At 63.6% G+C, this 23402-nt stretch carries 23 protein-coding genes and 1 riboswitch; of the genes, 15 read left to right on the plus strand and 8 right to left on the minus strand.

Going from position 1 to position 23402, the window contains the following annotated elements; translation table 11 throughout:
* Window positions 1-15: 15 nt before the first annotated feature.
* Together ACVJNE_RS15115 and ACVJNE_RS15120 are read right to left on the minus strand one after the other, a co-directional pair.
* The gene (locus tag ACVJNE_RS15115; RefSeq protein WP_499566830.1) at window positions 16-465 is read right to left on the minus strand and encodes a hypothetical protein; all 450 of its coding nucleotides are present in this window, start codon (window positions 463-465) and stop codon (window positions 16-18) included.
* A gap of 2 nt (window positions 466-467) precedes the next feature.
* Window positions 468-2528, minus strand: coding sequence for a TonB-dependent receptor domain-containing protein (locus tag ACVJNE_RS15120; protein WP_499566832.1), 2061 nt, complete (start codon window positions 2526-2528; stop codon window positions 468-470).
* A 214-nt stretch (window positions 2529-2742) separates the two neighbouring features.
* Here ACVJNE_RS15120 and hemP point away from each other — a divergent pair, with 214 nt between their 5' ends.
* The 5 genes from hemP to ACVJNE_RS15145 are packed head-to-tail and all read left to right on the plus strand — an operon-like array spanning window position 2743 to window position 6830.
* Window positions 2743-2958, plus strand: coding sequence for a hemin uptake protein HemP (hemP, locus tag ACVJNE_RS15125; RefSeq protein WP_499566833.1), 216 nt, complete (start codon window positions 2743-2745; stop codon window positions 2956-2958).
* Window positions 2959-2975: 17 nt separating this feature from the next.
* Window positions 2976-4031: a hemin-degrading factor gene (locus ACVJNE_RS15130; protein WP_499566835.1), complete on the plus strand. Its 1056-nt coding sequence runs from the start codon at window positions 2976-2978 to the stop codon at window positions 4029-4031.
* A gap of 11 nt (window positions 4032-4042) precedes the next feature.
* On the plus strand, window positions 4043-4915 hold the full coding sequence (locus ACVJNE_RS15135; protein ID WP_499566836.1) for a heme/hemin ABC transporter substrate-binding protein: 873 nt from the start codon (window positions 4043-4045) through the stop codon (window positions 4913-4915).
* An 8-nt stretch (window positions 4916-4923) separates the two neighbouring features.
* Window positions 4924-6027 (plus strand): FecCD family ABC transporter permease, encoded by a 1104-nt coding sequence (locus tag ACVJNE_RS15140; protein ID WP_499566838.1) that lies wholly within the window; start codon window positions 4924-4926, stop codon window positions 6025-6027.
* 11 nt (window positions 6028-6038) lie between these two features.
* Window positions 6039-6830: a heme ABC transporter ATP-binding protein gene (locus ACVJNE_RS15145; protein ID WP_499566840.1), complete on the plus strand. Its 792-nt coding sequence runs from the start codon at window positions 6039-6041 to the stop codon at window positions 6828-6830.
* A 3-nt stretch (window positions 6831-6833) separates the two neighbouring features.
* On the opposite strand, the gene rirA is transcribed toward ACVJNE_RS15145, so the two are convergent.
* Window positions 6834-7295, minus strand: coding sequence for an iron-responsive transcriptional regulator RirA (rirA, locus tag ACVJNE_RS15150; RefSeq protein ID WP_499566841.1), 462 nt, complete (start codon window positions 7293-7295; stop codon window positions 6834-6836).
* Between the two features lie 242 nt (window positions 7296-7537).
* Between rirA and ACVJNE_RS15155 the strand changes: the two genes are divergently transcribed.
* From ACVJNE_RS15155 to ACVJNE_RS15170, 4 genes are all read left to right on the plus strand, one after another.
* Window positions 7538-8095, plus strand: coding sequence for a GNAT family N-acetyltransferase (locus ACVJNE_RS15155; RefSeq protein WP_499566843.1), 558 nt, complete (start codon window positions 7538-7540; stop codon window positions 8093-8095).
* A 97-nt stretch (window positions 8096-8192) separates the two neighbouring features.
* Window positions 8193-9491, plus strand: a complete 1299-nt coding sequence (locus ACVJNE_RS15160; protein WP_499566845.1) for a DUF445 domain-containing protein — start codon at window positions 8193-8195, stop codon at window positions 9489-9491.
* Between the two features lie 70 nt (window positions 9492-9561).
* Entirely contained in the window at window positions 9562-10836 is a 1275-nt protein-coding gene (locus tag ACVJNE_RS15165; protein WP_499566847.1) for an alpha-hydroxy-acid oxidizing protein, read from the plus strand.
* Between the two features lie 17 nt (window positions 10837-10853).
* On the plus strand, window positions 10854-11324 hold the full coding sequence (locus tag ACVJNE_RS15170; RefSeq protein WP_499566849.1) for a MaoC family dehydratase: 471 nt from the start codon (window positions 10854-10856) through the stop codon (window positions 11322-11324).
* An 8-nt stretch (window positions 11325-11332) separates the two neighbouring features.
* Here the strand turns inward: ACVJNE_RS15170 and maiA are convergent, their stop codons facing one another.
* Complete coding sequence (maiA, locus tag ACVJNE_RS15175; protein WP_499566851.1) at window positions 11333-11983, minus strand: maleylacetoacetate isomerase; 651 nt, start codon at window positions 11981-11983, stop codon at window positions 11333-11335.
* Window positions 11984-12254: 271 nt separating this feature from the next.
* On the opposite strand from maiA, the gene ACVJNE_RS15180 reads away from it, so the two are divergent.
* Both ACVJNE_RS15180 and ACVJNE_RS15185 read left to right on the plus strand, forming a co-directional pair.
* Window positions 12255-13022, plus strand: a complete 768-nt coding sequence (locus ACVJNE_RS15180) for a hypothetical protein (RefSeq protein ID WP_499566852.1) — start codon at window positions 12255-12257, stop codon at window positions 13020-13022.
* Between the two features lie 14 nt (window positions 13023-13036).
* Window positions 13037-13819, plus strand: coding sequence for a hypothetical protein (locus ACVJNE_RS15185; RefSeq protein ID WP_499566854.1), 783 nt, complete (start codon window positions 13037-13039; stop codon window positions 13817-13819).
* A 57-nt stretch (window positions 13820-13876) separates the two neighbouring features.
* Here the strand turns inward: ACVJNE_RS15185 and ACVJNE_RS15190 are convergent, their stop codons facing one another.
* Complete coding sequence (locus ACVJNE_RS15190) at window positions 13877-16255, minus strand: aldehyde dehydrogenase family protein (protein WP_499566856.1); 2379 nt, start codon at window positions 16253-16255, stop codon at window positions 13877-13879.
* A 12-nt stretch (window positions 16256-16267) separates the two neighbouring features.
* The gene (gene deoC / locus ACVJNE_RS15195) at window positions 16268-17299 is read right to left on the minus strand and encodes a deoxyribose-phosphate aldolase (protein ID WP_499566858.1); all 1032 of its coding nucleotides are present in this window, start codon (window positions 17297-17299) and stop codon (window positions 16268-16270) included.
* A 161-nt stretch (window positions 17300-17460) separates the two neighbouring features.
* Window positions 17461-17668, plus strand: a riboswitch (cobalamin riboswitch).
* A gap of 125 nt (window positions 17669-17793) precedes the next feature.
* Between deoC and ACVJNE_RS15200 the strand changes: the two genes are divergently transcribed.
* From ACVJNE_RS15200 to ppk2, 4 genes are all read left to right on the plus strand, one after another.
* Window positions 17794-19041: an aromatic ring-hydroxylating oxygenase subunit alpha gene (locus tag ACVJNE_RS15200; RefSeq protein WP_499566860.1), complete on the plus strand. Its 1248-nt coding sequence runs from the start codon at window positions 17794-17796 to the stop codon at window positions 19039-19041.
* A gap of 19 nt (window positions 19042-19060) precedes the next feature.
* Entirely contained in the window at window positions 19061-20152 is a 1092-nt protein-coding gene (locus ACVJNE_RS15205; RefSeq protein ID WP_499566999.1) for an FAD-binding oxidoreductase, read from the plus strand.
* 1 nt (window position 20153) lies between these two features.
* Entirely contained in the window at window positions 20154-20399 is a 246-nt protein-coding gene (locus ACVJNE_RS15210) for a hypothetical protein (protein ID WP_499566862.1), read from the plus strand.
* A gap of 150 nt (window positions 20400-20549) precedes the next feature.
* Entirely contained in the window at window positions 20550-21470 is a 921-nt protein-coding gene (ppk2, locus tag ACVJNE_RS15215; RefSeq protein WP_499566864.1) for a polyphosphate kinase 2, read from the plus strand.
* Window positions 21471-21497: 27 nt separating this feature from the next.
* Here ppk2 and ACVJNE_RS15220 read toward each other — a convergent pair whose 3' ends face one another.
* Both ACVJNE_RS15220 and ACVJNE_RS15225 read right to left on the minus strand, forming a co-directional pair.
* Window positions 21498-22826, minus strand: coding sequence for a TRAP transporter large permease (locus tag ACVJNE_RS15220; protein ID WP_499566866.1), 1329 nt, complete (start codon window positions 22824-22826; stop codon window positions 21498-21500).
* Window positions 22819-23394: a TRAP transporter small permease subunit gene (locus ACVJNE_RS15225; protein WP_499566868.1), complete on the minus strand. Its 576-nt coding sequence runs from the start codon at window positions 23392-23394 to the stop codon at window positions 22819-22821. The genes ACVJNE_RS15220 and ACVJNE_RS15225 overlap by 8 nt, the downstream gene beginning before the upstream one ends.
* Window positions 23395-23402: the final 8 nt, after the last annotated feature.

Genomic DNA, 23402 nt, shown 5'->3' on the forward strand with positions numbered 1-23402 from the left:
GGTACAAACCGAAGGTTAGATGCCGAACGCGGTATCGGTGCGTGTTTCCGTTTTCAGGTTCTGGATGCAGGCGCGGGCGTCGATGCCGCTGCCCTTGCATTCCGTGGCGTCGTTCACCAGCACGCGACCCAGCGAGGAACAGTCAACGCCGGAGAAGTCGAACTGGCGGACCTTGGTCTTGCCGTCGGGCAGGTCCTTGAAGTCGACGATGGTCAACCGGCTGACCATGCCTTCCTTGTCGAAGAGCACCAGTTCGAAGGCTGCGCTTTCGAGCGCGCCTCCAAGCTGGTTTGCGACCACGAACGTGAACCTGCAACCCTTGTCGGTCGCCTGCAGCGCATTGAGTTCCACTGACAGCACGGGGGCGGAGGATGACTCCTCCGCCTCCTGCGCTGCCGCCCCGAAAACCGGGGCGGAGGCGAGCAGGGCCGAGGTCAGAATACGGCCCACGCTTTTGAGTTGCATAACTACCATCCAATCTGTTTCGCCAGCGATACCTTGAACGTGCGGCCCTTGCCCGGGGTGCCGGAGAGGAACTCGCGGTATTGCTCGTTGAAGATGTTGTCGACCCGGAAGTTGGCATCCCAGCCTTCCAGCGGACCTTCCTGCGGCCTCCATGTAACGAAAATGTCGTGGGTCGAAAAGGCGTCGCTCGCCTCGCGCATGAAGGGAAGGCTGGAAACGCGCTTCTGGGCCGCGACAATCCGACTGGTCCAGCCGAACTCCAGACCGTGCTCCGGCAACCGGCCTCCAACCGTGAAGGCGAACTGGTGCGGTGCGACCGTGTTCAACCACGTGGCGTTGGAAATATCCTTTCCGATGACATGCGAATAGGATGCGCTGCCGAAGAAATAGTCGGAATCATAGGCCGCCTCGATTTCGGCGCCGTAGATGCGCGCTTCGCCGATGTTGTCGTAGCGAGGGGTGACGCCAGTGCCGCGATCGGTGATCAGGTCGGTGATGTCGTTGTAGAAGCCTGTCGCCTTGAGCTGCAGCGCGTCGCCACCCTGGAACGTGTCGTAGAAAGAAAACGCCGTACCGATCTCGTAGTTGAGCGACTTTTCCTTCTTCAGGTCCGACGTGAGCGCGCCGCTGTCGAACACCTCGTCGATGGTCGGAACGCGCTCGGTATGCGCGATCGACCCGAACACGGCGATAGTGTCGTTGAATTTGTAGTGCGCGGCGATCTTGGGTGAGAAGGCGGTGTGGGTCTTCTTGGTGGCGCCAATGATGTCGGTCGGCTCCAGTTCCTGCCAGTCCAGTCGCGCGCCGGCAATGAGCGTCAGGCGATCATCCCAGATGAACTCGTTCTGCGCGAAGACGCCGGTCGCGACGCGGGTGCCCTGCGGGTGGGTTCCCGACGTGCTCTTGAGGGTCGTGCGCTCCTGGAAGTTCGATTGCGAGCCGACCGTCAGGTAATTCTCGTAGTTCTCGCCGCTGAAGTCGAAAGTGTTGTCGATCGAGAACTGGTAGGTCTTGTAACCGAAGGTGCGGTTCAGTGACGGGATGGCAGCTTCCGACTGATCGTTCACCGTGTCCGAGAACGAAGCCTGCACCTTGAGGTCGATCCAGCGGTTGTCGGTTGCCGGATTCTCATAGGCGATGATCGCGGTCTTGTCGGTGACCTTGCGGTCCACGAGGCCGAACCCGACTTCCTCGCCGGTCTGGTTGTATTCCTGATCCAGCATCGTGGTCGTCCAATGCTGGTAGGAAGCGCGCAGCGTCTGTTCGTTGTTCTCGCCGAAGCGGAAGGTACTCTTCACCAAGCCCGACGGCGCCGAAATCTCCGATCCCAGCACTTCATGCCCGTTGCCCGAGGTGTAATTCTCGGCATAGCGGTAGTTGCCCGCAGCAAGGAACTCGAAGTTCTCGTTGACACGCTGCGCGAAGATCGCCGAGCCAAGCAGGCCGGTCGAATTGGAGTCGTAGCTGGTCTTCAGGCGCAGCGCGCCGTTCTGGCCGTCGGCGAGGAAGTCGGAGGCGTCTTTCGTCGTGAAGTTGACGACGCCGCCCAATGCACCCGAACCGTAAAGGGTCGAGGAGGCGGGGCCGCGGAGCACTTCGACTTGCTTGTAGAGCTCCATGTCGGTGAACAGGCCGCCCATGCGGTACTGCTCGTAGAACTTCGACACACCGTCGATATTGACGATGATGCGACCCTCGTCGCCGGCCGTCGCCGGACCACCGATACCGCGGATGTTGATCGACTGGCCGAGCAGCTTGTCGGAACCGGACATGTTGACGCCCGGAACCCTGCGCAGCAGCTCGCCGACCGTTTCCGGCTGGGCCTGGTCTATGTCTTCCTGGTTGACCACCGTAACGGCCTGTGGCGTGTCGATCGCCACCTTTTCGGCGCCGGCGCCAACGACGAGGCGCTGAAGAAGCGTCACGCGCCCCTGCTTTTCCGCGGTATTCGTCGTTGCCTCTTCAATCGCCGCATCCTGTGCGCCTGCCTGAAACACCCCCATTACCATCGCCATCGCCGCTCCGCCGAGCAGAACGGTCGCCTTGCGAGCCACCAACCCCATCTCAAGTCTCCTGATCTCATGAGATTCCACTGGCTGGCTCACTGGCTCGCTTGCTTCCTCAATACCGCCGGTCCGTCAAAAATGTTGACCTTTTCACTCCGGTATTGCACTCCCTATTAAAGCTGATAATTAGTGTCAAGAATTCAATCGCGCTTTTGCGAAGTCGCCCCCTAGCCAGCAACCGCGAGCCCGGACAGTGAAAAGGAACGGTATCGTGAACAGCTACACTCCCTTCAATCACCCCTCCTTCCGCAGGTCTTCGGCAACCGAAGGCGGTCACGAAGTTCGGCCGCGTCCCTTCGACAGGGCCGCGCGGATCGTCACCAGCGAGTCGCTGTTCCGCGGCACGCATGAGATCGGTATCGAGCACGAAGGCTCCATGTACCGGCTCAAGATCACGCGGCAAGGCAAGCTCATCCTCAACAAGTGAAGACGTCAGGTGAAAATATGAGTGCTGAAGCCAAACCCAGCCCGGAAGCGATTCGTCTCGCGCGTGCCGAAAATCCGAAGATGCGCGAACGTGACCTTGCCGCCCAGCTTGGTGTCTCAGAAGCGGATCTGGTGGCCGCGCATGTCGGCGAAGGCGTCCGGCGTATCGAGCCGCGTGTCAGCGACGTGCTTTTCGGCCTCGAGGCCCTGGGGGAGGTAATGGCGCTCACCCGCAACGAGAGTGCGGTGCACGAGAAGATCGGCGTCTATGACAAGGTCATAGCCGGTCAGCGGGCGATGATGCTGCTGGGCGCCGACATCGACCTGCGCATCTTCCCCGATGCATGGGCACATGGCTTTGCGGTGGAGAAAAACGACGGCGAGACCGTGCGTCGCAGCCTTCAGTTCTTCGACAAGGCCGGTGATGCCGTCCATAAGATTCATTTGCGGCCGGCGTCAAACGTGGCCGCCTATGAAGAGCTTGTTTCCCGGTTGATCTCCGCGGACCAGTCGCAGGCGATCGAAACGAAGCCGGTCGAAAAGACCGGCTTCGACGAGAGCGAAGCCGGCAGCTCAGACGAGCTGCGCGAGCGCTGGAGCACGATGACCGACGTGCACCAGTTCTTCGGCATGCTGCGTTCGCTGAAGCTCAATCGCCGGCAGGCGCTGGACATGATCGGCGAGGACTACGCCTGGCGGTTGGACGGGGACGCCCTCAACGCGATGTTCCTTCACGCCGCGCAGGAGGAAATCCCGATCATGTGCTTCGTGGGCAATCACGGATGCATCCAGATCCACTCCGGTCCGGTGGCGAACATCAAGACGATGGGGCCGTGGATCAACGTGCTCGACGAGACGTTCCATCTGCATTTGCGGGCCGATCACGTGCACGAGCTTTGGGGCGTCCGGAAGCCGACGAAGGACGGCCACGTCACCTCGATCGAAGCCTATGGCGCCGACGGCGAGATGATCATCCAGTTCTTCGGCAAGCGAAGCGAGGGCAGGACCGAGCGCGACGACTGGCGGATGATCGCGGAAAATCTGCCGCGCCTGCCGCAGCGTACGGCCGCCTGAGGAGAAATACCATGAAATTGAGAAGACTTGCGGGCGCGGCTGCTCTCGGCGTCGCCTTGGTGGTGCTTGGCTCGCCGCTGCGAGCCCAGGACTACGACGCCTCGCGGATCGTCGCCATCGGCGGGTCCGTTACCGAAATCATCTATGCGCTTGGCGAGGAAGAGCGCCTGATCGCGCGGGATACGACCAGCGTGTTCCCCAACGCGGCGCTGGAACTGCCCGATGTCGGATACATACGCCAGCTTTCCCCGGAAGGCGTCATTTCCGTCGATCCGAGCCTCATCATCGCGCTCGAGGGCAGCGGCCCGCCCGAGGCGGTCGAGGTGCTCGAAAAGGCCAGCATTCCGATGGTCACCGTGCCCGATCGGTACGATCGCGAAGGTATCCTGGAGAAGATCCGCATCGTCGGCGACGTTCTCGATGTCGAGGACAAGGCCGCGGCGCTGACCGCTGATACGGATGCCGACCTGAAAGCCGCCGAGCAGGCCACCGCGGACATCGCGGAACGCAAGAAGGTGCTGTTCGTGCTTTCGCTGCAGGGCGGGCGCATTCTTGCTTCCGGCACCAACTCGGCTGCGGACGGCATCATCAGCATGGCCGGTGGCGTCAATGCGGTCACGGAGTGTGAGGGCTACAAGCAGCTTACCGACGAGGCGGTCATCGAAGCGGCGCCCGACGTGATTCTGGCAATGGATCGCGGTGGCGACCACGAGACCCAGGCGAACGACCTGCTCAGCCACCCGGCGATTGCGGCGACGCCTGCGGCGAAGACCGGCAGCGTGGTGCGGATGGACGGTGCCTATCTGCTCGGCTTCGGTCCGCGCACCGCGGCTGCCGTGCGCGACCTTTCGGCCGCTCTCTACGGCGACGCTCTGGCAGACTGAGCATCGGCATGGAAATGTTGCAGAGGATTTTCGCGGTGGGGGTGCCGTACGAAGTCGCCGATGGGGATCGCTCCGCGCGGGCGCGGGCGACGATCGGCGTGCTTGTGCTGGCGCTGGTCGTCGTTGCCCTGTTCAGCCTGACTTCAGGGGCATCGGACGCCTCCGCATGGGATGTCGTCGTCGGCTGGATGTTTTCCGGCGAAGCAGCCGATGCGGCATTGAGCGCGCGTGACCGGATCATCGTCTACGACATACGCCTGCCGCGCGTGATCCTGGGCATTCTCATCGGTGCGGCACTGGCAGTCTCAGGCGCGGTGATGCAGGGCCTGTTTCGCAATCCGCTGGCTGATCCCGGCCTTGTCGGCGTTTCCTCAGGTGCAGGGCTCGGGGCGATCACGATGATCGTGCTGGGCTCCACCGTCCTGGCGCCAGTGACGGCGCTGCTTGGCATTTACGCCTTGCCGCTGGCGGCCTTCGGCGGCGGCCTTGTCACAACACTCGTGCTTTACAGGGTCGCGACCCGCAGGGGACAGACGTCGATCGCAACGATGCTTCTGGCGGGCATTGCACTTGGCGCAATGGCCGGTGCGTTCTCCGGTGTTCTCGTCTACCTCGCCGACGACCGCCAGCTCCGCGACCTCACGTTCTGGGGCCTCGGCTCGCTGGCAGGCGCGACCTGGACCAAGATTGCCGCCGCCGGTCCGATCATCGTGCTTGCGCTTGTGGGCGCGCCCTTCATGGCACGGGGGCTTAATGCCATGGCGCTTGGCGAGGCGACGGCGCATCACCTCGGCGTTCCCGTACAGCGCTTCAAGAATATCGCCATCGTTGCCGTTGCCGCGGCAACGGGCGCATCGGTGGCTGTCTCGGGCGGCATCGGCTTCGTCGGCATCGTCGTGCCGCATCTGTTGCGGTTGCTGATCGGCCCGGATCACCGCTTCCTGCTGCCGGCATCAGCGCTTCTCGGCGCTTCCTTGCTGCTGCTCGCCGATGCGGTCAGTCGCACCATCGTTGCACCGGCGGAACTGCCGATCGGCATCGTCACCGCCGCTGTCGGCGCGCCGTTCTTCCTTTGGATCCTGCTGCGCAGGCGCGGCATTCTCGACCTGTGAGGAGACCAGCCATGATCGAAGCACGCGACGTTTCGGTTTCAATCGGGCCCAAGCGCATCCTGCAGGATGTGAGCTTTGAGGCCCGCCCCGGCGAAGTCACCGCGATCGTCGGGCCGAACGGCTCCGGCAAGACCACCTTCCTGAAGGCCCTGTCCGGCGATCTCAAGGCAGAGGGCGCGATCCGGCTGAACGGGCGCGACCTGCGGGAGATGAAGCCCTGGCAGGCTGCCGGGCTGCGCGCGGTGCTGCCGCAGGCGACGACGCTGTCATTTCCGTTCACCGTGCGCGAGATCGTTCGGCTGGGCATCGTCAACGGCCGCTCCGGCGCGCTTGCCGGCGAGGACGAGCGGCTGCCTGAACGCGCGCTGGCGCGCGTCGATCTGGAAGGGTTTGCGGGACGTTTCTATCAGGAGCTTTCGGGCGGCGAGCAGCAGCGCGTGCAGCTTGCGCGCGTGCTCTGCCAGGTGTGGGCGCCGGTGCTCGATGGCGAGCCGCGCTGGCTGTTCCTCGATGAGCCGGTCTCCAGCCTGGACATCAAGCATCAGCTCGTCATCATGAAGATCGCACGTGATTTCGCAACGCGCGGGGGCGGCGTGGTCGCCATCCTGCACGATCTCAACCTGACGTCGATGTTTGCCGATCAGGTGATGGTTATGAGCCGGGGCAGGGTGGCCTCGTCCGGTGCGCCGGCGGAGGTGTTCACCGACGACCTCATCCACAGGGTGTTCGAATGCAGGCTGAAAGTCGGTGCGCTGCCTGCTGGCGACGCCCCTTTCATTCTGCCGCAGTCGGCGAACCTCTGAACATCAGCCGTTTGCGGCAACGCGCGGCAGGTCGTCGATGCCCAGCCGGTCGCGCAGTGAGAAACGCGCGCTGGCGAGATCTTCGATCGTATAGCTCTCCAGCACCTGGAAGAAGGCGCCCAGCGCCTTGCGGAGCGCCTCGTTGAGTGCGCAGGAATCAACCAGCGGGCACTCGGCCGAATCGTTTTCGAAACACTCAGCCATCGCGAAATTGTCTTCGGTCACGCGCACGACGTCGAAAAGCGTGATCTCAGCGGCGGGCTTGCCGAGGCGTACACCGCCATTGCGGCCACGCACGGTTTGCACCAGCTTGTTCTCGACCAGCGGCTGCAGGATTTTGAACAGGAAAAGCTCCGATACCGAGTAGGCCGCCGCGATCTCGGGAATGCGGCTAAGCCGGCCTTCATTGGCCGCGCAGTACATAAGGATACGGATGGCGTAGTTGGTCTGGCGTGTGAGCCGCATGGTATGCCTTTCGAGGGGCGCGAAGCATCTTCGTTAATATGGAGCATATCTTAGAACTATTCCAGAGTGCAACGAAAAAATCATGAGTATGAATCTCAACTTATAACCGCAGGACGGGTTCGCAAATGCATGGCTGGCATGTGTGATGTGCATCGGGCGGAGCTTGCAAATCATGCTGCATTGCACAATATACGTGTGTGTCGAGTTGCGATGACTCGGGGAGGACCCACGAGGATTGCGACATGCAACAGCCGCCAGACCATGCGGCCGCCCCGCTTACAGGCACGATACGGCTGCTGAGACATTCGGAACTGCCCCAGTTCAAGGCGCATCTGCTGCGGCTTGACGCCGATAGTCGCCGCGATCGTTTCAACGGTCCTACAAACGACGGTTTCGTTTCCTCCTATGCCGAGCGCAGTTTCGGCACCGGCACGCTGGTCATCGGTTATGTCGAGAACGGCCAGGTGTTGGGTGCTGCCGAGCTTCACGAGCGGCCGCAGGATCCCGAGCCGACGGGCGAAATCGCCTTCAGCGTCGAGCGTCATTTGCAGCATCGTGGCCTTGGCAGCCTTCTTTTCGCGCGGCTGATCGAGAGTGCGCGGGCCTTCGGCTACGAGCGGCTGCTTGTGACCACCCATCCGCAGAACGAGGCGATGAAGCGCCTGGCGCGCCGGTTCAACGCGTCGTTGCGCTTCGAGGATGGCGAGACGCTGGGTGTCATCGGGCTGGAGCCAGTGCCGCCATTGCCGGCACGGCCGGGCGCCGGCGCGTTCGGCACGCTGCTGGCCGCCGCTTACTGATCGAGGACCTCTCGCGGGACTATGGCGGGTGACGAACGCCCACCGACGCCCCACATTGAGCCGCAGCAGCGGAATCAGATGACCGAGAGGACAGCCCATGGCGGCCCCATCGCAAACGGCTGGACACGAAGCGGCACAATCAGCCGACGATGCAGCCAAGATTGCAGCGCTAAGGCGCACCAAGGCTGTGGCAACGGCCGCGCTTGTCGCATGCGTCGGCGTCTTCCTAGGGGCGAGGGCGTTGCAGGATAGCTATCCGGCGTTCGCCTACCTCGCAGCCTTTGCCGAAGCAGCCGCGATCGGCGGGCTTGCCGACTGGTACGCCGTCGTTGCGCTGTTCCGCCGTCCGCTCGGCCTGCCCATTCCGCACACCGCGATCATTCCCGCCAACAAGGACCGCATCGCCGACAATCTCGGGCGGTTCATCGAGGTCAATTTCCTCGCTCCCGGACCGGTGCGCGAAAAGCTCGAGGAAGTGGACTTCGCGCTTCTCGTCTCCGAGTGGCTTTCCGACCGCAGGCGGTCCGCCGGCCTCTCCCGCTTCGTCGGAAGGCTCGTGCCGCAGGCGCTTGCAGCCGTGGAAGGATCGGGGCTGCGGGATTTCGTCGTCAAACGGGTTACCGAACAGGTCGAGAAGGTGCAGGTCGCGCCGTTGGCGGCAGACCTGTTGACGGCCTTTACGGCCGACCGGCGTCACCAGCAGCTCTTCGATGAATTGCTGCGCGTCTTCGGGCGGCTGCTGTCGGATGAAGACGCGCTGGCCGCGATCCGCGACAAGATCAGACAGGAATTGCCCAGTCTCGCCAACCTGTTCAAGGCCGACGCCTATCTGCTCAAAAAGATCGTGGCCTCGGCCGGCACGCTCATCGACGAGGTCGAAGCCGATGCCGAACACCCGATGCGTCACGAGTTCGATCGCTTCGTCAAAGGTTTCATCGACGACCTTCGCACATCGCCCGAGTATGCATTGCGCGCAGAGCAGCTCAAGCGCGACCTGCTTGCGCGGCCCGAACTGCGCGGCCTTGCCGGCGATTTCCTGTCCAGCCTGCGCTCGTTCGTCGAGCAGGATCTGGCTTCCGATCAGTCTGCCGTGCGCCAGCATCTGGCGGACATGTTCGTGCAGGTCGGCAAGCAACTCGCCGATGAGCCCGAAATCCGCGCCGACATGAACCAGGGCTTCGTCATGGCGCTCGCCTCTTTCGTCGAGAACCAGAAGAGCGGCGTCTCCACCTTTATCGCCGATCAGGTGCGGCGCTGGGACATCCTGCAGCTCACCCGGCTGGTGGAAATCAATATCGGTCGCGACCTGCAGTATATCCGCTTCAACGGCATGCTGATCGGCGGGCTGGCAGGACTCGCCCTGCATGTCGGCGAGAGGATCATCTTCCACAATTGAAGCGCGTGGCGGCTGTCTATACACTCGCACAGGCGGTATTCCCGATGCCGCCGAGAGTGGGGAGGAATTCATGCCTGATCGTGCCGACGGTGCAGGCGCGCCACAACCCGGACGTCTGCGGCAGACCGAAATCTACGTCACCGGCGCCGGCGGCAAGCGGCCGCTGGTGCCGGTCGCACCGGACGCGCTCGAGCGGCGTGCGGCGAGGCGGATGCGGCGCGAGGCGGCCGCCTACATCATCGGCGGAGCCGGCAGCGAGCATACGATGGCGGCCAATCGTGCCGCCTTCGAGCGCCGGCATCTGTCCCCGCACGTCCTCAACGACGTCTCCGTTCGCGATCTTTCGGTCGAGCTGTTCGGCCGCACGCATCGCGCGCCCGTACTGCTGGCCCCAATAGGCGTTCTGGAGATGGCGCATCCGCTGGCAGACCGCGCGGTTGCCCGCGCCGCCGCGCGCGGAGGCATAGGATACGTCTTTTCCAACCAGGCGTCGGTTGCGATGGAAGACTGTGCGGCGGAAATGGGTGATGCGCCGCGCTGGTTCCAGCTCTACTGGTCCAGCGATGACGAGGTGGTCCGCTCGCTGGTCTCGCGCGCGGAAAACTGCGGTTGCGAAGCGATCGTCGTGACACTCGACACAACGCTTCTGGGCTGGCGGCCGCGCGATCTCGATCTTGCCTATCTGCCGTTCATGCGCGGGCTTGGCCTCGCGCAATACCTGAGCGACCCTGTCTTTCGTTCGAAGATACCTGCAAGCCCGCCCGAAACCGGCTTCCGGCCAAGGGGAGCGGGCATCCTCAGCACCGCGCTGAGCCTGCGGCGCAAGGGGCGCGAGCATCGGCTGACCATGCAACAGATGCGCGCTGCGGTGGCGCATTTCACCGCGACCTATTCGCGGCCGGACCTCAACTGGTCCGACATCGCGCGCCTGCGCGATATGACGAAGCTGCCGATCCTGCTCAAGGGGTTGCGCAGGGCGGACGATGCGGCGCTTGCCGCCAAACACGGCGTCGACGGCATCATCGTGTCGAATCACGGTGGACGGCAGGTCGACGGCGAGGCGGCGACCCTCGATATGCTGCCTGCGGTGGTGGCGGCCGCCGGCACAATGCCGGTGCTGCTCGATTCGGGCGTACGCTCGGGAGCGGATGTCGCCAAGGCGCTGGCGCTTGGCGCACGCGCCGTCCTGCTTGGCCGCCCCTATGTCTACGGTCTCGCGCTTGCGGGCGAGGGCGGCGTGTGCGAGGTCATCCGCAACATCGTTGCCGAATTCGACCTGACGCTGGCGCTGTGCGGCCTGACGCGCGCGGCGGATCTCGACAGACGGTGGCTGATCGAGACTTGAAGCCGGAAGGACTGAACTTGGCGGACAATCAACTGACATTCGCCGACCTCGAATCGAAGGTTGGCGAGGAACTCGGCGTGTCGAGCTGGATCGAGGTCGATCAGTCGATGATCGACAGCTTCGCCAAGACCACGCGCGACAACCAGTGGATTCATGTCGATGTCGAGCGTGCACGCACGGAAAGCCCCTATCATGCGCCGATCGCCCATGGCTTCCTGACCCTGTCGCTGATTCCCGCACTTGCCGCCGAAATCGGAACCCAGCCACAGGGCGTATCGGTCGCGATCAATTACGGGCTCGACCGGCTGCGCTTCCTGGCTCCGGTCAAGGCTGGCGCCAGAGTGAGGCTGCGCTCGACGCTGATCTCGCTGGAGGAGAGGGCACCCGGCCAGCATCTGATGAAATCCGCAAGCACGATGGAGATCGAGGGCGAGGAGCGTCCGGCCTTCGCGGCCGAAACGCTGCTGCTTCTGCTCACCGAAGGCTGAAAGCGGGCCTATTCCGCATCAGGCTGCTGCGCGGGTGCCGCTTGCTCGAATGCAGGCAGGCTCATGCAGGTGTCGCGGATGCGCGCGATCGTCGGATAAGCGGACATGTCGACGTTGAAGCGGGCGTTGTTCGCGACCTGCGCGACAAGGCAGATGTCAGCCATGCCCGGCGTATTGCCGTGGCAGAAGGTGCCGGTATGCGGGCTTTCGGAGAGCATCTTCTCAAGCGGTTCGAAGGTTTCGTTCACCCAGTGCCTGAACCACGAGGCGATTTCGGCGTCGTCAGTGCCGTAGCGGCTCCGCAGCGCATTCAGCACGCGCAGATTGTTCACCGGGTGGATGTCGCAGGCGATCATCTGCGACAGCATGCGTACCCGCGCCCGGCCGTGGGGATCGGGCGGCAGAAGCGGGGGCTCTGGATGCATCTCGTCCAGAAACTCGATGATCGCCAGCGACTGGGCGATCATCGTGCCGTCGCTCCACACCAGCGCGGGCACGAGCCCCTGAGGGTTGACCGCCAGATATTCGGGCGCGCGGTTGCCACCATGGCGCAGATGGTGCGCGACGTAGGTGTAGTCGAGCCCCTTCATGTTGAGCGCGATGCGGACCCTGTAGGAGGTCGACGAACGGAAATAGTTGTGCAGGACGATGTCGGTCACGGTTACCCCTCGGGACCCGGCCTACGGCGTGGCGTTTCGGAATTTTTGCCACCTTCGCGGCCGGCGCGTTGTCTGTGCGGCAGGTTTCCCTGAAAACACGCAGAGGGGCAATAGCAAAGCCTTGCGGGCGCCTCCGATCCCAGGGCGCTTCTGCCGTTCGCAAAATCAGGCGATTGCCGGAAAAGTCGGAAAAACGGCTGATACCTCTGGTTGCGATTTCAGACAGTTTCGGAAAAATGAGTTCTGAAATCCTGATGGGGGCCTACGGGCGATGGGATCTGATCGCTGGCGTGAATACGGCACATGGCACGAGTTGTTCGATGCCGCCTGCAACCATGCCGGCCATTACGACAATACCGAGCTGGCGAGCCAGCTCTGCACGCGCACCGGCCGAACCAGGCAAAACGATTTCGAAGGCGCCAAGACGAAGCTGAGAAGCTGGCGCAGCGGGAAGCGGGTTCCGCGCCGTAAGAGCTTCTTCGCCCTGTCATCAATACTCGACGTGAGGTCCGACCCGGAACTCGAGGCGCGATGGAATGCGCTGTACAAAGCAGCAAACGGCAAGGGGGATGCTCCGTCTGGCGGCGAGGAGGCGCTGGATGCCCGCGCGGCTCAGGCGGGGATCGCCGCAAGCAGATTGCGCGTCGTGGCAGCCTTTTCCGCGGTGTCGGTGCTTGGAGCGGGCATCGCGATAGCCGCGATCACCAGAGAGCATCAACCTCCATCGCCCGAACTTCCGGCGGTCAACTACAATGCCCACGTGCGTGTCGCGCTCGGCAGAAGCCAGCTCATCCACGGGGATTTCCTGGATTGCGATGGCCCTGTTCCAGACTGGCAGCAGGTTGCACAACGGGTGCCGACAACGCCATTGGGCACGTTCTCCTACGGGGGGCTTGCCCGCAAGATGGTCAACGACTGCGGGCGGGAAATGGTCGTCCGCGCCGTCATGTTCACGGGGACGACGCTCGGGACCGAAGAGGTCAGGTTGCTTGACGATTACATGAAGATCGAGGTGGTCGATACGACCACCGGACTTTGAACAGGGGGTATGACATGGCCTTGGACGACCTGCAGCAGATCAACCGGTGGCACATCCTGTTCGATGAGTTGTGCGTTCGGGCCGGGTTCCATGATGCCGCTTCATTGGCGGCACGCTACTGCGAAGTGGCCGGAAACGGCGCCCAGAAGGAACACGACACGACGCTGCGCAATCTCAACAACTGGCGCTCCGGCCGTCATATCCCGCGCCTGCGCAGCCTCAGAATTCTGGAGCAGGTGCTGGGTGTCCGCGACGATCCAGCCCTGCTGGAACAATGGACGGCGCTCTATCGGCAGGCGAACGAGACCGGTGAGGACAGTCCCGCAGACGTCACGCATTCGGCAAACGGTGGCGCTTTGGCCGCCGTGGCTGCGCGATGGTCATCTTCGCTGCCCAATTTGAGGACGATTGCAGGAGCGGTGGTGGTCTTCGGACTGGGCATCGCGATGGGCAATGTCTGGGCTTCCGGCTGGCGACCTTGGGGTGGGCCGGCGGACGACGCACCCGTGGTGCGCTACAATCCGGAAGTATTCATGACGGTCGGCCAGAGCAAGGTCATCCACGCGGAACGTGGAGACTGCGGAGAACTGCCGCGCGACTGGCCGGATGTTGTCGCCGACCTGCCGGGGCCTGCGCTCGGTACCTTTTCAGACGGCGGGCTGGCGCGGCGCAACAGCATCTTCTGCAAGGGCATGACGCCTGCGAGAGCGATTGTGTTCAACGCTGAGCGGGCCGGCGTAGAGGAATTCCGCATCCAGGGCGATCATCTGAAGGTGACGATCAGGCCTGCCGAGTGACGTCAGCCCATACCGTCGCCGGTCGCACGGCTTACGGCGGTGTGGTGCCTTCCATGGCTAGTCGCCGTAAGGCACCCACACGTTCTTGACCTCGACGGCCCGGCGCAGGAATGGCTTGAGCGATCCGGCGTCGCCGTTCCAGTCGACGGCCTGTCCGTTCGAGGTCCAGACGCGCTTCAGGTTGCCGGTGGATTCCAGCTCGGCGGCCTTGCAGGTTGCAGCGTCGGCGACGAGCCAGAGACCGTCGACATCATCGTGCTTGGCCAGCACGCCCGCGAGTTCGCCTGTGCGCCCGGTGACGATGTTGACCGCGCCTGCGGGAATATCCGACGTTTCCAGCACCTGGTAGAGGTCGGTCGCGATCAACGGCCAGCGTGCAGATGGCACGGCGACGACGCTGTTGCCCATGGCCAGCGCCGGTGCCAGCATAGCGACGAGGCCGAGCAGCGGTTGCTCGTCGGGCGCGACGATGCCGATGACGCCGACCGGCTCGTTGAGCGCCAGGGTGACGGTGCGGGCAGGGGGATTGTGCACGGTGCCTTCGAACTTGTCGGCCATGCCTGCGGCTTCGAACAGCCGTTCGATCGAGGCGTCGACCTCTGCGCGCGCCGCCTTCACCGATGCGCCGGTGAGGCTTGCGATGCGCGCGGCGAACTCGTCGGCGCGGATCGTCAGGTTCTCGGCCAGGAAATAAAGCACCTGAGCGCGATTGTAGGCCGTGGCACCGGCCCATCCCTTGGCGGCGCGCGCGGCGCTGACGGCGTCGCGGATGTCCTTGCGACTGCCCAGCCCGACTTCGCCGGCATGGCGGCTCTTGGCGTCGTGAACTGCCATGGAGTAGTTGCCGTCCGGACGCGTCTGCTTGCCGCCGATGAAAAGCTTCGGAGTGCGGTCGATGAAGGAGCCGTCGCCGTCTGAGCGTTCCGAGACGCCGCCAGGCGCCTCATAGACCTTGATCGGTTGGCTCTTGCCCTTTGGCAGGGCGAGATATTCGACCATGCCCTCGCGGCCGCCTTCGCGCCCGAAGCCGCTTTCGCGATAGCCGCCGAAGCCGCAGGCGGCATCGAACATGTTGGTCCCGTTGATCCACACCACGCCGGCCTTGAGCTGCGGCGCGACATGCAGGGCGAGATTGACGTTCTCGCTCCACACGGAAGCTGCCAGCCCGTAGCGGGTGTTGTTGGCGAGTTCGATCGCTTCTTCCGTGTTGCGGAAGGTCATCGTCGCCAGAACCGGGCCGAACACCTCCTCCTGGGAGAGGATGTTGGCGGGGGCTACGTTGGTGGCGAGCACCGGCAGGTGATACCAGCCGGTCGCTGGCACTTCGCCAGCCGGCTGCCAGCACTGCGCGCCCTGCTTTTCGCCCTCGGCGACGAGGCCGCGCACGCGCTCGAGCTGGGTGCGGTCGACCAGCGGGCCGATGTCGGTGTTCTTGTCGAGCGGGTCGCCGAGCCGCAGCTTCTCCATGCGGGCGCGCACCTTGGCGAGGAAGGCGTCGGCGATACCTTCCTGCACCAGCAGCCGCGAGCCGGCGCAGCAGACCTGGCCCTGGTTGAACCAGATGCCGTCGACGAGGCCTTCGACCGCCGAATCCAGATCAGCATCCTCGAAGACGATGAAGGCCGACTTGCCGCCCAGTTCCAGCGACAGCTTCTTGCCCGAGCCGGCGGTTGCCTTGCGGATGATCTTGCCGACCTCGGAAGAGCCGGTGAAAGCGATCTTGTCGATGTCGGGGTGATTGACGATTGCCGCGCCCGCTTCCGGGCCGCCATGAACGATGTTGACGACACCCTTGGGCACGCCGGCTTTCTCGCATATTTCGGCGAACAGAACGGCCGTCAGCGGCGTGAATTCGGCAGGCTTCAGCACCACCGTGCAGCCTGCCGCGAGCGCCGGCGCGATCTTCCAGGCGAGCATCAGCAACGGGAAATTCCACGGGATGATCTGGCCGGCAACACCGACCGCTGCATGGCCCGGGAACTCCTTGCCCAGCGACTGCGCCCAGCCGGCATGATGGATGAAGTGGCGGACCGCCAGCGGGACGTCGATGTCACGGCTTTCGCGGATCGGCTTGCCGTTGTCGAGCGATTCCAGCACGGCGAAAAGCCGCGCATGGCGCTGCATGGCGCGGCCGATGGCGTAGAGCACGCGCGCACGCTCATAGCCGGAAGCGGCCTGCCACTTCGGGAGCGCCTTGCGGGCGGCCGTGACGGCGGCGTCAATGTCGGCGTGGCCGGCCTCGGCCAGGCTCGCCAGATGTTGGCCGGTGGCGGGTTCGGCAGTGTCGAAGGTCTTGCCGCTCGCAGCCTTCTTCCATTGGCCGCCGATGAACAGGCAGGCGGAGAAGTCGCGCGAGGCAAGCCACGCATCGGCTTCGTTGCGCGCCTCCGGGGCAGGGCCGTATTCCATGGCGTGATAGCGTTCAAGAATGTTCACGGTGGTTCCCCGTCAGGCCATGGCGTGGCGATGGGCGGCCGAGTAGTGGCCGGTCAGGTGGTGTTCGAGCTGGCGCTCGATGTCGGTGAGCAGGCTCGATGCGCCGAAGCGGAAAAGGTCCGGCTCCAGCCAACGGCGGCCGAGTTCTTCCTTCATCAGTACCAGCCAGTCCAGCGATGCCTTGGCGGTGGAGATACCGCCGGCAGGCTTGAAGCCGATCTTGAAGCCGGTGCGCTCCTCATAGGCTCGGATGGCGCGCGTCATGATGAGGCCGACCGGCAGGACGGCATTGACACTTTCCTTGCCGGTCGAGGTCTTGATGAAGTCGGCGCCCGCCATCATCGCCACCATCGACGCAAGCATCACATTGCGCAGCGTCGACAATTCGCCGGTGCCGAGGATGACCTTCAGGTGCGCTTCCCCGCAGGCTTCGCGGAACTGCGCGACTTCGTCGTAAAGTTCCTGCCACTTTGCCCCCAGCACCAGGCCGCGCGGGATGACCACGTCGATCTCGTCGGCGCCATCGGCAACCGACGCCCTGATTTCGGCGATCCGTGTTTCCAGCGGCGACAGCCCGTGCGGAAAGGCGGTGGAGACGGCGGCGACGTGGATGCCGGTGCCTTCCAGCGCCTTGACCGCTGTCGCGACAAAGGGATGGTAGACGCAGACAGCCGCTGGCCGGATCACCGTGTCGCCCAGCCCGAGGCCGGCGACCAGATCGCCGCGCAGCGGGTTGCGCGCCTTGGTGCAGAGGCGGCGCACGCGCTCGTCGGTGTCGTTGCTGTTCAGCGTCGTCAGGTCCATCAGGCTGATTGCGCGCAGCAACCATGCCGCCTGATTGTCGGCCTTGATCGAGCGGCGCTTGGTCAGCGTCGTCGCGCGCCGCTCCAAGGCTGAACGGTTCACATGCCGCATCTCTTCCAGCCAGCCGAGATCCAGCTTCATGCCGGGATTGCGCGGCAGGTCGGTATGCGCAGCCGCAGCCGCTGTCGGCAGCGTATGCAGGCTGGCGCCGGCAGCCTGTCGTGTCGAGGTGCTCGTCATGGCACTTTCTTTGTCCCGTTGGTCAAAGTTTATGCAGCTATCGCACGAATTCGAGTGAAACGAAACGGTGCGGCGCACCATGCCGCAGCGTTGTGAACCCTGTGTCGTCTTTGCGTCTGCACGGTGTCGCTTTCGCGTGTTTGCCAGCCACGCAGCCGTGGTTAGATGTGCATGCCTGAGGTGCTGCTTCGTGACGATCGAAGCGGAGAATTGGGAAGCCGGTCGAAATCCGGCGCTGCCCCCGCAACGGTAGCGGAGCTGAATATCTCGACGGGAGACCACTGGACGACAATGTCCGGGAAGGTGTCGGGAAGGTCCTGCAAGGGACGGCTCCGGAGCCCGGAAACCAGCCTTCGGCATACGAAACCGACTGATCGCGGTGGGCGGTCAAGAGGCGAAGCGGCGCGGACCTGGCCAGCATGGCCATGTCGCGGCTCCTCCTTCCCTCCATCACCACCAGTTCAGTCCTTGTGATGACGATGCGAGGACAGGACATGGATGCGCGCAACGAAATGCTGGGGCTGATCCGCAGCCGCAGATACGGCTATTCGCTGGAACAGCCCTTCTACACTGACCCCGAGTTCTTCCGGCTCGACATGGACCTGATCTGGTATCGCGACTGGCTGTTCGTGGGCCACGATTGCGAATTGCCGAAGCCGGGCAGCTTCTTCACCGTTCAGGTTGGCCGGTATCCGGTCGTGCTGGTCCGCGATCGTGACGGGCAGATACGCGCCTTCCACAATTCCTGCCGGCATCGCGGCAGCCGCGTCTGCGCGGCGCAGAAGGGCCTCTCCGCGCGCCTCGTCTGCCCCTATCACCAGTGGACCTACGATCTCGACGGCAAGCTCCTGTTCGCACGCCAGATGGCGGACGATTTCGACCCGTCGCAGTTCTCGCTCAAGCCGGTCGCCTGTGAGAGCGCCGGCGGCTACATCTTCATCTGCCTTGCGCCGGAGCCGGCCGACTTCGGGCCGTTCCGGGCCATGATGGAACCCTATTTCCTGCCGCATAGGCTGGCCGATGCAAAGGTCGCCTACGAATCCACCATTATCGAAAAGGGTAACTGGAAGCTGGTCTGGGAGAACAACCGCGAGTGCTACCACTGTGCGGCCAACCATCCCGAGCTTTGCAAGACGTTCCCGGAAGCGCCCACGGTGACGGGGGTCAACGGCGCGGAAAGCGATCCCGAAATGCTGGCGCATTGGGCGAAATGCGAGGCGGCGGGGTTGCCTTCCCGCTTCCGCATCGACGCGGACGGCCAGTATCGCGCGACCCGCGCGCCGCTGCTGCGCGATGCCGTCAGCTACACGATGACCGGCAGGCGCGCGGTCAAGCGCAACCTTTCCGACAGCGTCTCCACCGACCGCATCGGGTCGCTGCTGCTCTACCATTACCCGACGACATGGAACCACATTCTGGGCGACCACGCCGTCACCTTCCGCGTGCTGCCGGTCAGCGCTACCGAGACGGCCGTCACCACTAAGTGGCTCGTGCACAAGGATGCCGTGGAGGGGGTGGACTACGACATTGCCGAACTGACCCATGTCTGGACCGAGACCAACGACCAGGACCGCAGGATCGTCGAGGAGAACGCCTTCGGCATCAATTCGCCCGCCTACGAACCCGGTCCTTATTCGGAGCTGCATGAAGGCGGCGTGATCCAGTTCGTCGAGTGGTACGCCTCTTTCATCGAGCCGCGGCTGGCCGAGACGGAAACCCCGGCGCTCAGAAGCGTGGCGTGAGGCGACAGCGATGAACGCGATGACGGACGCCGCACTCTACCGCCACCTCGACGAGATGACGCCGTGGAACGACCGGCTTCAGGTGCTGGAGGTCATCGGCATCGCCGACGAGGCGCCCGACGTGAAGACCTTCACCTTCCGGTCGGACAACCAGACCTGGTTCCGGTACAAGCCGGGGCAGTTCATCACGCTGGAATTGCCGGTTGGCGACGAGCCGCTGCTGCGCACCTACACGCTGTCGTCGTCGCCCTCGCGGCCGTTTTCCATCGCGGTCACGGTCAAGGCGCAGGCCGGCAGCGTCGCAACGCGCTGGATGCTGGATCATCTGCGGCGCGGCGACCACATTAGGGCCTACGGTCCGGCCGGCGATTTCTCCCATCACGAATATCCGGCGGCGAAATATCTGTTCATCTCCGCCGGTTCCGGCGTCACACCCATGATGTCGATGCTGCGCTGGCTGAACGACTGTGCGCCATGGACCGACGTCGCCTTCGTCAACTGCGCGCGCCGGCCAGAGGAGATCATCTTCCGCAAGGAACTCGAGCTGCTCGGCAGCCGCATGCCCGGCCTGTCGCTGGGCTTCCTCATCGAGGAACGCTCGAGTCGTGAGAGCTGGTTCGGCCATATGGGCCGGATCGACGCGGTGCGGTTGCCGCTACTCTCGCCCGATTTTCGCGAGCGGGAAATCTTCTGCTGCGGACCGGAACCCTTCATGCGGGCCGTGCGGGAGATGCTCGAAACAGCCGGCTTCGACATGGTGCATTATCATCAGGAGAGCTTCGCCGCCCCCGTGGCCGAGCCCGTGCCCGCGCCTTTCACCGAAGACGGCGAAGCGGGTGTCGGAGAAATCGCCCTGCCGGTCAGGTTCGCGCTGTCGGAAGTCGACGGCGAATGCGTTGCGGGCCAGACCCTGCTTCAGACCGCGCGCGCGTCGGGTGTGCGGATCCCGGCCGCCTGCGAGTTCGGCCTGTGCGGTACCTGCAAGGTCAAGAAAGTCTCCGGGGCGGTCGAGATGAGCCACAATGGCGGCATACTCGACCACGAGATCGAGGAAGGCTTTATCCTCGCCTGCTGTTCGAAGCCGCTCTCGGCTCTGGAAATCGAGGCCTGACATGGGATCTTCTCCAATCCATGCCGACCTCAACAAGCCGACGTCGTCGATTTCGCCGCGTCCGCCGCTGGCCCAGGCAAGCCCCGAGGAGGTTTTCCTGGCCTGGCTCATCGCATTGCCCGATGGAGAAGACGTCGCCGTTGCTGCGCGCAAGCAGATAAGACGGTTGGATGAGGCAACCAGCGTATCCCCGCTGCTGTGTAGGCTTCGCGCCTTGCTTGCGGAAGCGGCCGGAACACCGGATTAGATTTCCTCGTCAGGTGCTACGCTGCGTCAGACGCCGTCATGTATATGTTACCCGCCGGTGTTAGCCGACGCTTGATCGATGTCGTGTTCGCGGGTCTTGTTGTCACCGGAAGCGACGAGTTTATCGCGCTAAGCGGCCGGAGGAACAACGATGGATCACGACAGGGCGGGCAAAGGTGCCGAGGAATGGCTCAAGGCCGAACTCGAGGATACGCTTGACGAGGATTACGAGCTCGAACTGTCGGAACCGGCGCTGTCGCTCGAACTGTCCAAAATCTACAAGAAGGCCCACCCCCACGCGCTCGACCGGCACACCTATTTCCACGAGCTGATCCGCCTGCAGTCGGAACTGATAAAGCTCCAGGATTGGGTCGCGCACACCAAGGAAAAGGTGGTTGTCCTGTTTGAGGGCAGGGATTCCGCCGGCAAGGGCGGGGTCATCAAGCGCATCACGCAGAGGCTCAATCCACGTATCGTCCGCGTGGTGGCGCTGCCGGCGCCGAGCGACCGGGAAAAGACGCAGTGGTATTTCCAGCGCTACGTTCCGCATCTGCCGGCCGGCGGTGAGATCGTGCTCTTCGACCGGTCCTGGTACAACCGAGCGGGTGTCGAGCGGGTGATGGATTTCGCTTCGCCGCAGCAGGTGGAGGATTTCTTCCGCGATGTGCCGGAGTTCGAGCGCATGCTGCTTCGCTCAGGCATCAGGCTGATCAAATACTGGTTCTCGATCACCGACGAGGAGCAGCAGCTTCGCTTCCTGATGCGCATCCACGACCCTATGAAACAGTGGAAGCTTTCGCCGATGGACCTCCAGTCTCGGGTGCGCTGGGAGCAGTACACCAAGGCGAAGGAGGAGATGTTCGCCCGAACCAGCATCCCGGAGGCGCCCTGGTACATCGTCGAGGGCAACGACAAGAAGCGTGCCCGGCTGAACTGCATGGACCACCTGCTACAGCAGATTCCCTACGAGCCGGTGCCGCACGAGGACATCGCCCTGCCGGAACGCGTCTTCAACCCGGAATACGAACGCGCAACCCTTCCGCACGACCTCTACGTCCCGCAGAAATATTGATCGCGCGCCTAATGCGGCTGGGGTGGTCTACTGGGCAACCATCCATAGGCTGATCTGCGGAAACAGGATCAGGAGTACCAGCGCGGTGATCTGCAGAAGCACGAAGGGAATGATGCCGCGGTAGATCGTGCCGATCGATATGTCTTTGGCCACACCGCGCAGGTAGAACAGCGCATAGCCGAATGGCGGGGTCAGGAAAGACGTCTGCATGTTGACGGCAAGCGCAATGGCGAACCACGTAAGGGTCTGAGGTTGCGTCATGCCGAAGTCGAGGCTGGTCACGACCGGGGCGACCAGCGGCACGACGACCAGTGCGATCTCGACCCAGTCGAGGAAGAAGCCCAGCACGAAGACCAGTGCCATGATGGTGAAAAGCACGAAATAGGGTCCGGTCCCTAGCGCATCGAAGGCATGGATGACCATCTCGTCTCCGCCAAGGCGCCTGAATATCACGGAAAAGATCGTCGCGCCGATCATAACGAAAATGATCATCGCGGTGGTCTTGGTGGTGTCGCGCACGGCGGTGCGCAATGTCGCCAGGTCGAGCTTTCCGGAAAACAGGGCGAGGATCATCGCGCCCGCCGCGCCGATGGCAGCGGCTTCCGTGGGGGTGGCAATGCCCGCGACGATGGTGCCGAGCACCGAGACTACGAGGATGATCGGCGCCAGCAAATCTCGGGCGAGACCGAGCATAGCCGCTCTGCGGCTTTCCGCCGGTGCATGGTCCAGCGGTGGCATGCGGTGCGGCTGGAAGATGGCGATCGCGATCAGATAGAGAAAATAGAGCCCGGCCAGCAGCAGACCCGGCCCTATCGCGCCCATGAACAGGTCGCCGACCGAAACGCGGAGCTGGTCGCCGAGGACGATCAGCATGATTGACGGCGGGATCAGGATGCCGAGCGTGCCTGAAGCGGCGATCAGGCCTGTGGAGACCTTGGGATCGTAGCGGGCCTGCGTCATGGCGGGCAGAGCCATCATGCCCATGAGCACCACGGATGCGCCGATGATGCCCGTGGAGGCCGCCATCACCACGCCGATGATGGCGACCGCGAAAGCGTAGCCGCCGGGCAGCCGACCGAAGAGCGCCGCCAGCGACCGAAGAAGCCGCTCCGCGACACCGGAACGTTCGAGCATCAGCCCCATGAAGACGAAGAGGGGAATGGCGATCAGCAGCCAGTTGGTGAGGATGCCGGAATAGATGCGCGATACGCCCGTCGACAGGAAGAGTATCGGCACGCCGGCCAGAAAGGCGAAGACGATGCCGATGCCCGACAGAACGAATGCAACAGGGTATCCCGAAAAGATGCCCGCCACGAGCGCGACGAGCATGGCGAGCGGCCAGGCAAATTCAGTCATGGTTTTCGGCCGGGCCTTGGTTGGATGCGGGAGAGAAAAGCACGCGCAAGGTCTGGGCCACGCGCGCGAGGGCAGCTATGCCCAGCAGCGCGAAACCGGCCGGGATCATCGCCTTGATGAGCCAGCGGTCCATCAGGCCGCCATAGGTCGAACCCTCGCCGGATACGAACGAGGTCGCGGCGAACTTCCAGCCGTACCAGACGATGATGACACAGAATGGGAGGAGAAAGACGATGTCGCCGAAAAGCGTCAGGCACAGGCGGGCACGGTGCGGCAAGCCCGCTACGAAAACGTCGACACTCACATGCTGGCCGTCACGCAGGGCATAGACGCCGCCGAGAACGGCGATGATGGCGAATATGTACCATTGCAGGTCGGCGAGGGTGTTGACGGTGATGCCGTTGCCAAGCACGGGAATTGCATCTTCCCAGCGCCAGATCGCGTTCCAGCCCATCTTGGCGGCAAAGACCGTCAGTAGCACCGATGCGATCAGCGGCAGCACGAGCCATCCGACCACCTTGCCCGGCAGAACAACCGCGTCGAGCACGGCATCCGAAAGACGTTTCAACCTTCTCC

Source organism: Mesorhizobium sp. DxT (genome assembly GCF_058448885.1).

Excerpts from the sequence above, each read along its gene's own strand:
- ACVJNE_RS15155 (WP_499566843.1), top strand. The coding sequence starts at position 7,538 with ATGCAACAGCCGCCAGACCATGCGGCCGCCCCGCTTACAGGCACGATA.
- ACVJNE_RS15120 (WP_499566832.1), bottom strand. The coding sequence starts at position 2,528 with ATGGGGTTGGTGGCTCGCAAGGCGACCGTTCTGCTCGGCGGAGCGGCG.
- ACVJNE_RS15115 (WP_499566830.1), bottom strand. The coding sequence starts at position 465 with ATGCAACTCAAAAGCGTGGGCCGTATTCTGACCTCGGCCCTGCTCGCC.
- ACVJNE_RS15210 (WP_499566862.1), top strand. The coding sequence starts at position 20,154 with ATGGGATCTTCTCCAATCCATGCCGACCTCAACAAGCCGACGTCGTCG.
- ACVJNE_RS15180 (WP_499566852.1), top strand. The coding sequence starts at position 12,255 with ATGGGATCTGATCGCTGGCGTGAATACGGCACATGGCACGAGTTGTTC.
- ACVJNE_RS15185 (WP_499566854.1), top strand. The coding sequence starts at position 13,037 with ATGGCCTTGGACGACCTGCAGCAGATCAACCGGTGGCACATCCTGTTC.
- ACVJNE_RS15220 (WP_499566866.1), bottom strand. The coding sequence starts at position 22,826 with ATGACTGAATTTGCCTGGCCGCTCGCCATGCTCGTCGCGCTCGTGGCG.
- ACVJNE_RS15135 (WP_499566836.1), top strand. The coding sequence starts at position 4,043 with ATGAAATTGAGAAGACTTGCGGGCGCGGCTGCTCTCGGCGTCGCCTTG.
- ACVJNE_RS15140 (WP_499566838.1), top strand. The coding sequence starts at position 4,924 with ATGGAAATGTTGCAGAGGATTTTCGCGGTGGGGGTGCCGTACGAAGTC.
- ACVJNE_RS15165 (WP_499566847.1), top strand. The coding sequence starts at position 9,562 with ATGCCTGATCGTGCCGACGGTGCAGGCGCGCCACAACCCGGACGTCTG.
- ACVJNE_RS15160 (WP_499566845.1), top strand. The coding sequence starts at position 8,193 with ATGGCGGCCCCATCGCAAACGGCTGGACACGAAGCGGCACAATCAGCC.
- ACVJNE_RS15200 (WP_499566860.1), top strand. The coding sequence starts at position 17,794 with ATGGATGCGCGCAACGAAATGCTGGGGCTGATCCGCAGCCGCAGATAC.
- rirA (WP_499566841.1), bottom strand. The coding sequence starts at position 7,295 with ATGCGGCTCACACGCCAGACCAACTACGCCATCCGTATCCTTATGTAC.
- ppk2 (WP_499566864.1), top strand. The coding sequence starts at position 20,550 with ATGGATCACGACAGGGCGGGCAAAGGTGCCGAGGAATGGCTCAAGGCC.
- ACVJNE_RS15130 (WP_499566835.1), top strand. The coding sequence starts at position 2,976 with ATGAGTGCTGAAGCCAAACCCAGCCCGGAAGCGATTCGTCTCGCGCGT.
- deoC (WP_499566858.1), bottom strand. The coding sequence starts at position 17,299 with ATGACGAGCACCTCGACACGACAGGCTGCCGGCGCCAGCCTGCATACG.
- ACVJNE_RS15205 (WP_499566999.1), top strand. The coding sequence starts at position 19,061 with ATGACGGACGCCGCACTCTACCGCCACCTCGACGAGATGACGCCGTGG.
- ACVJNE_RS15145 (WP_499566840.1), top strand. The coding sequence starts at position 6,039 with ATGATCGAAGCACGCGACGTTTCGGTTTCAATCGGGCCCAAGCGCATC.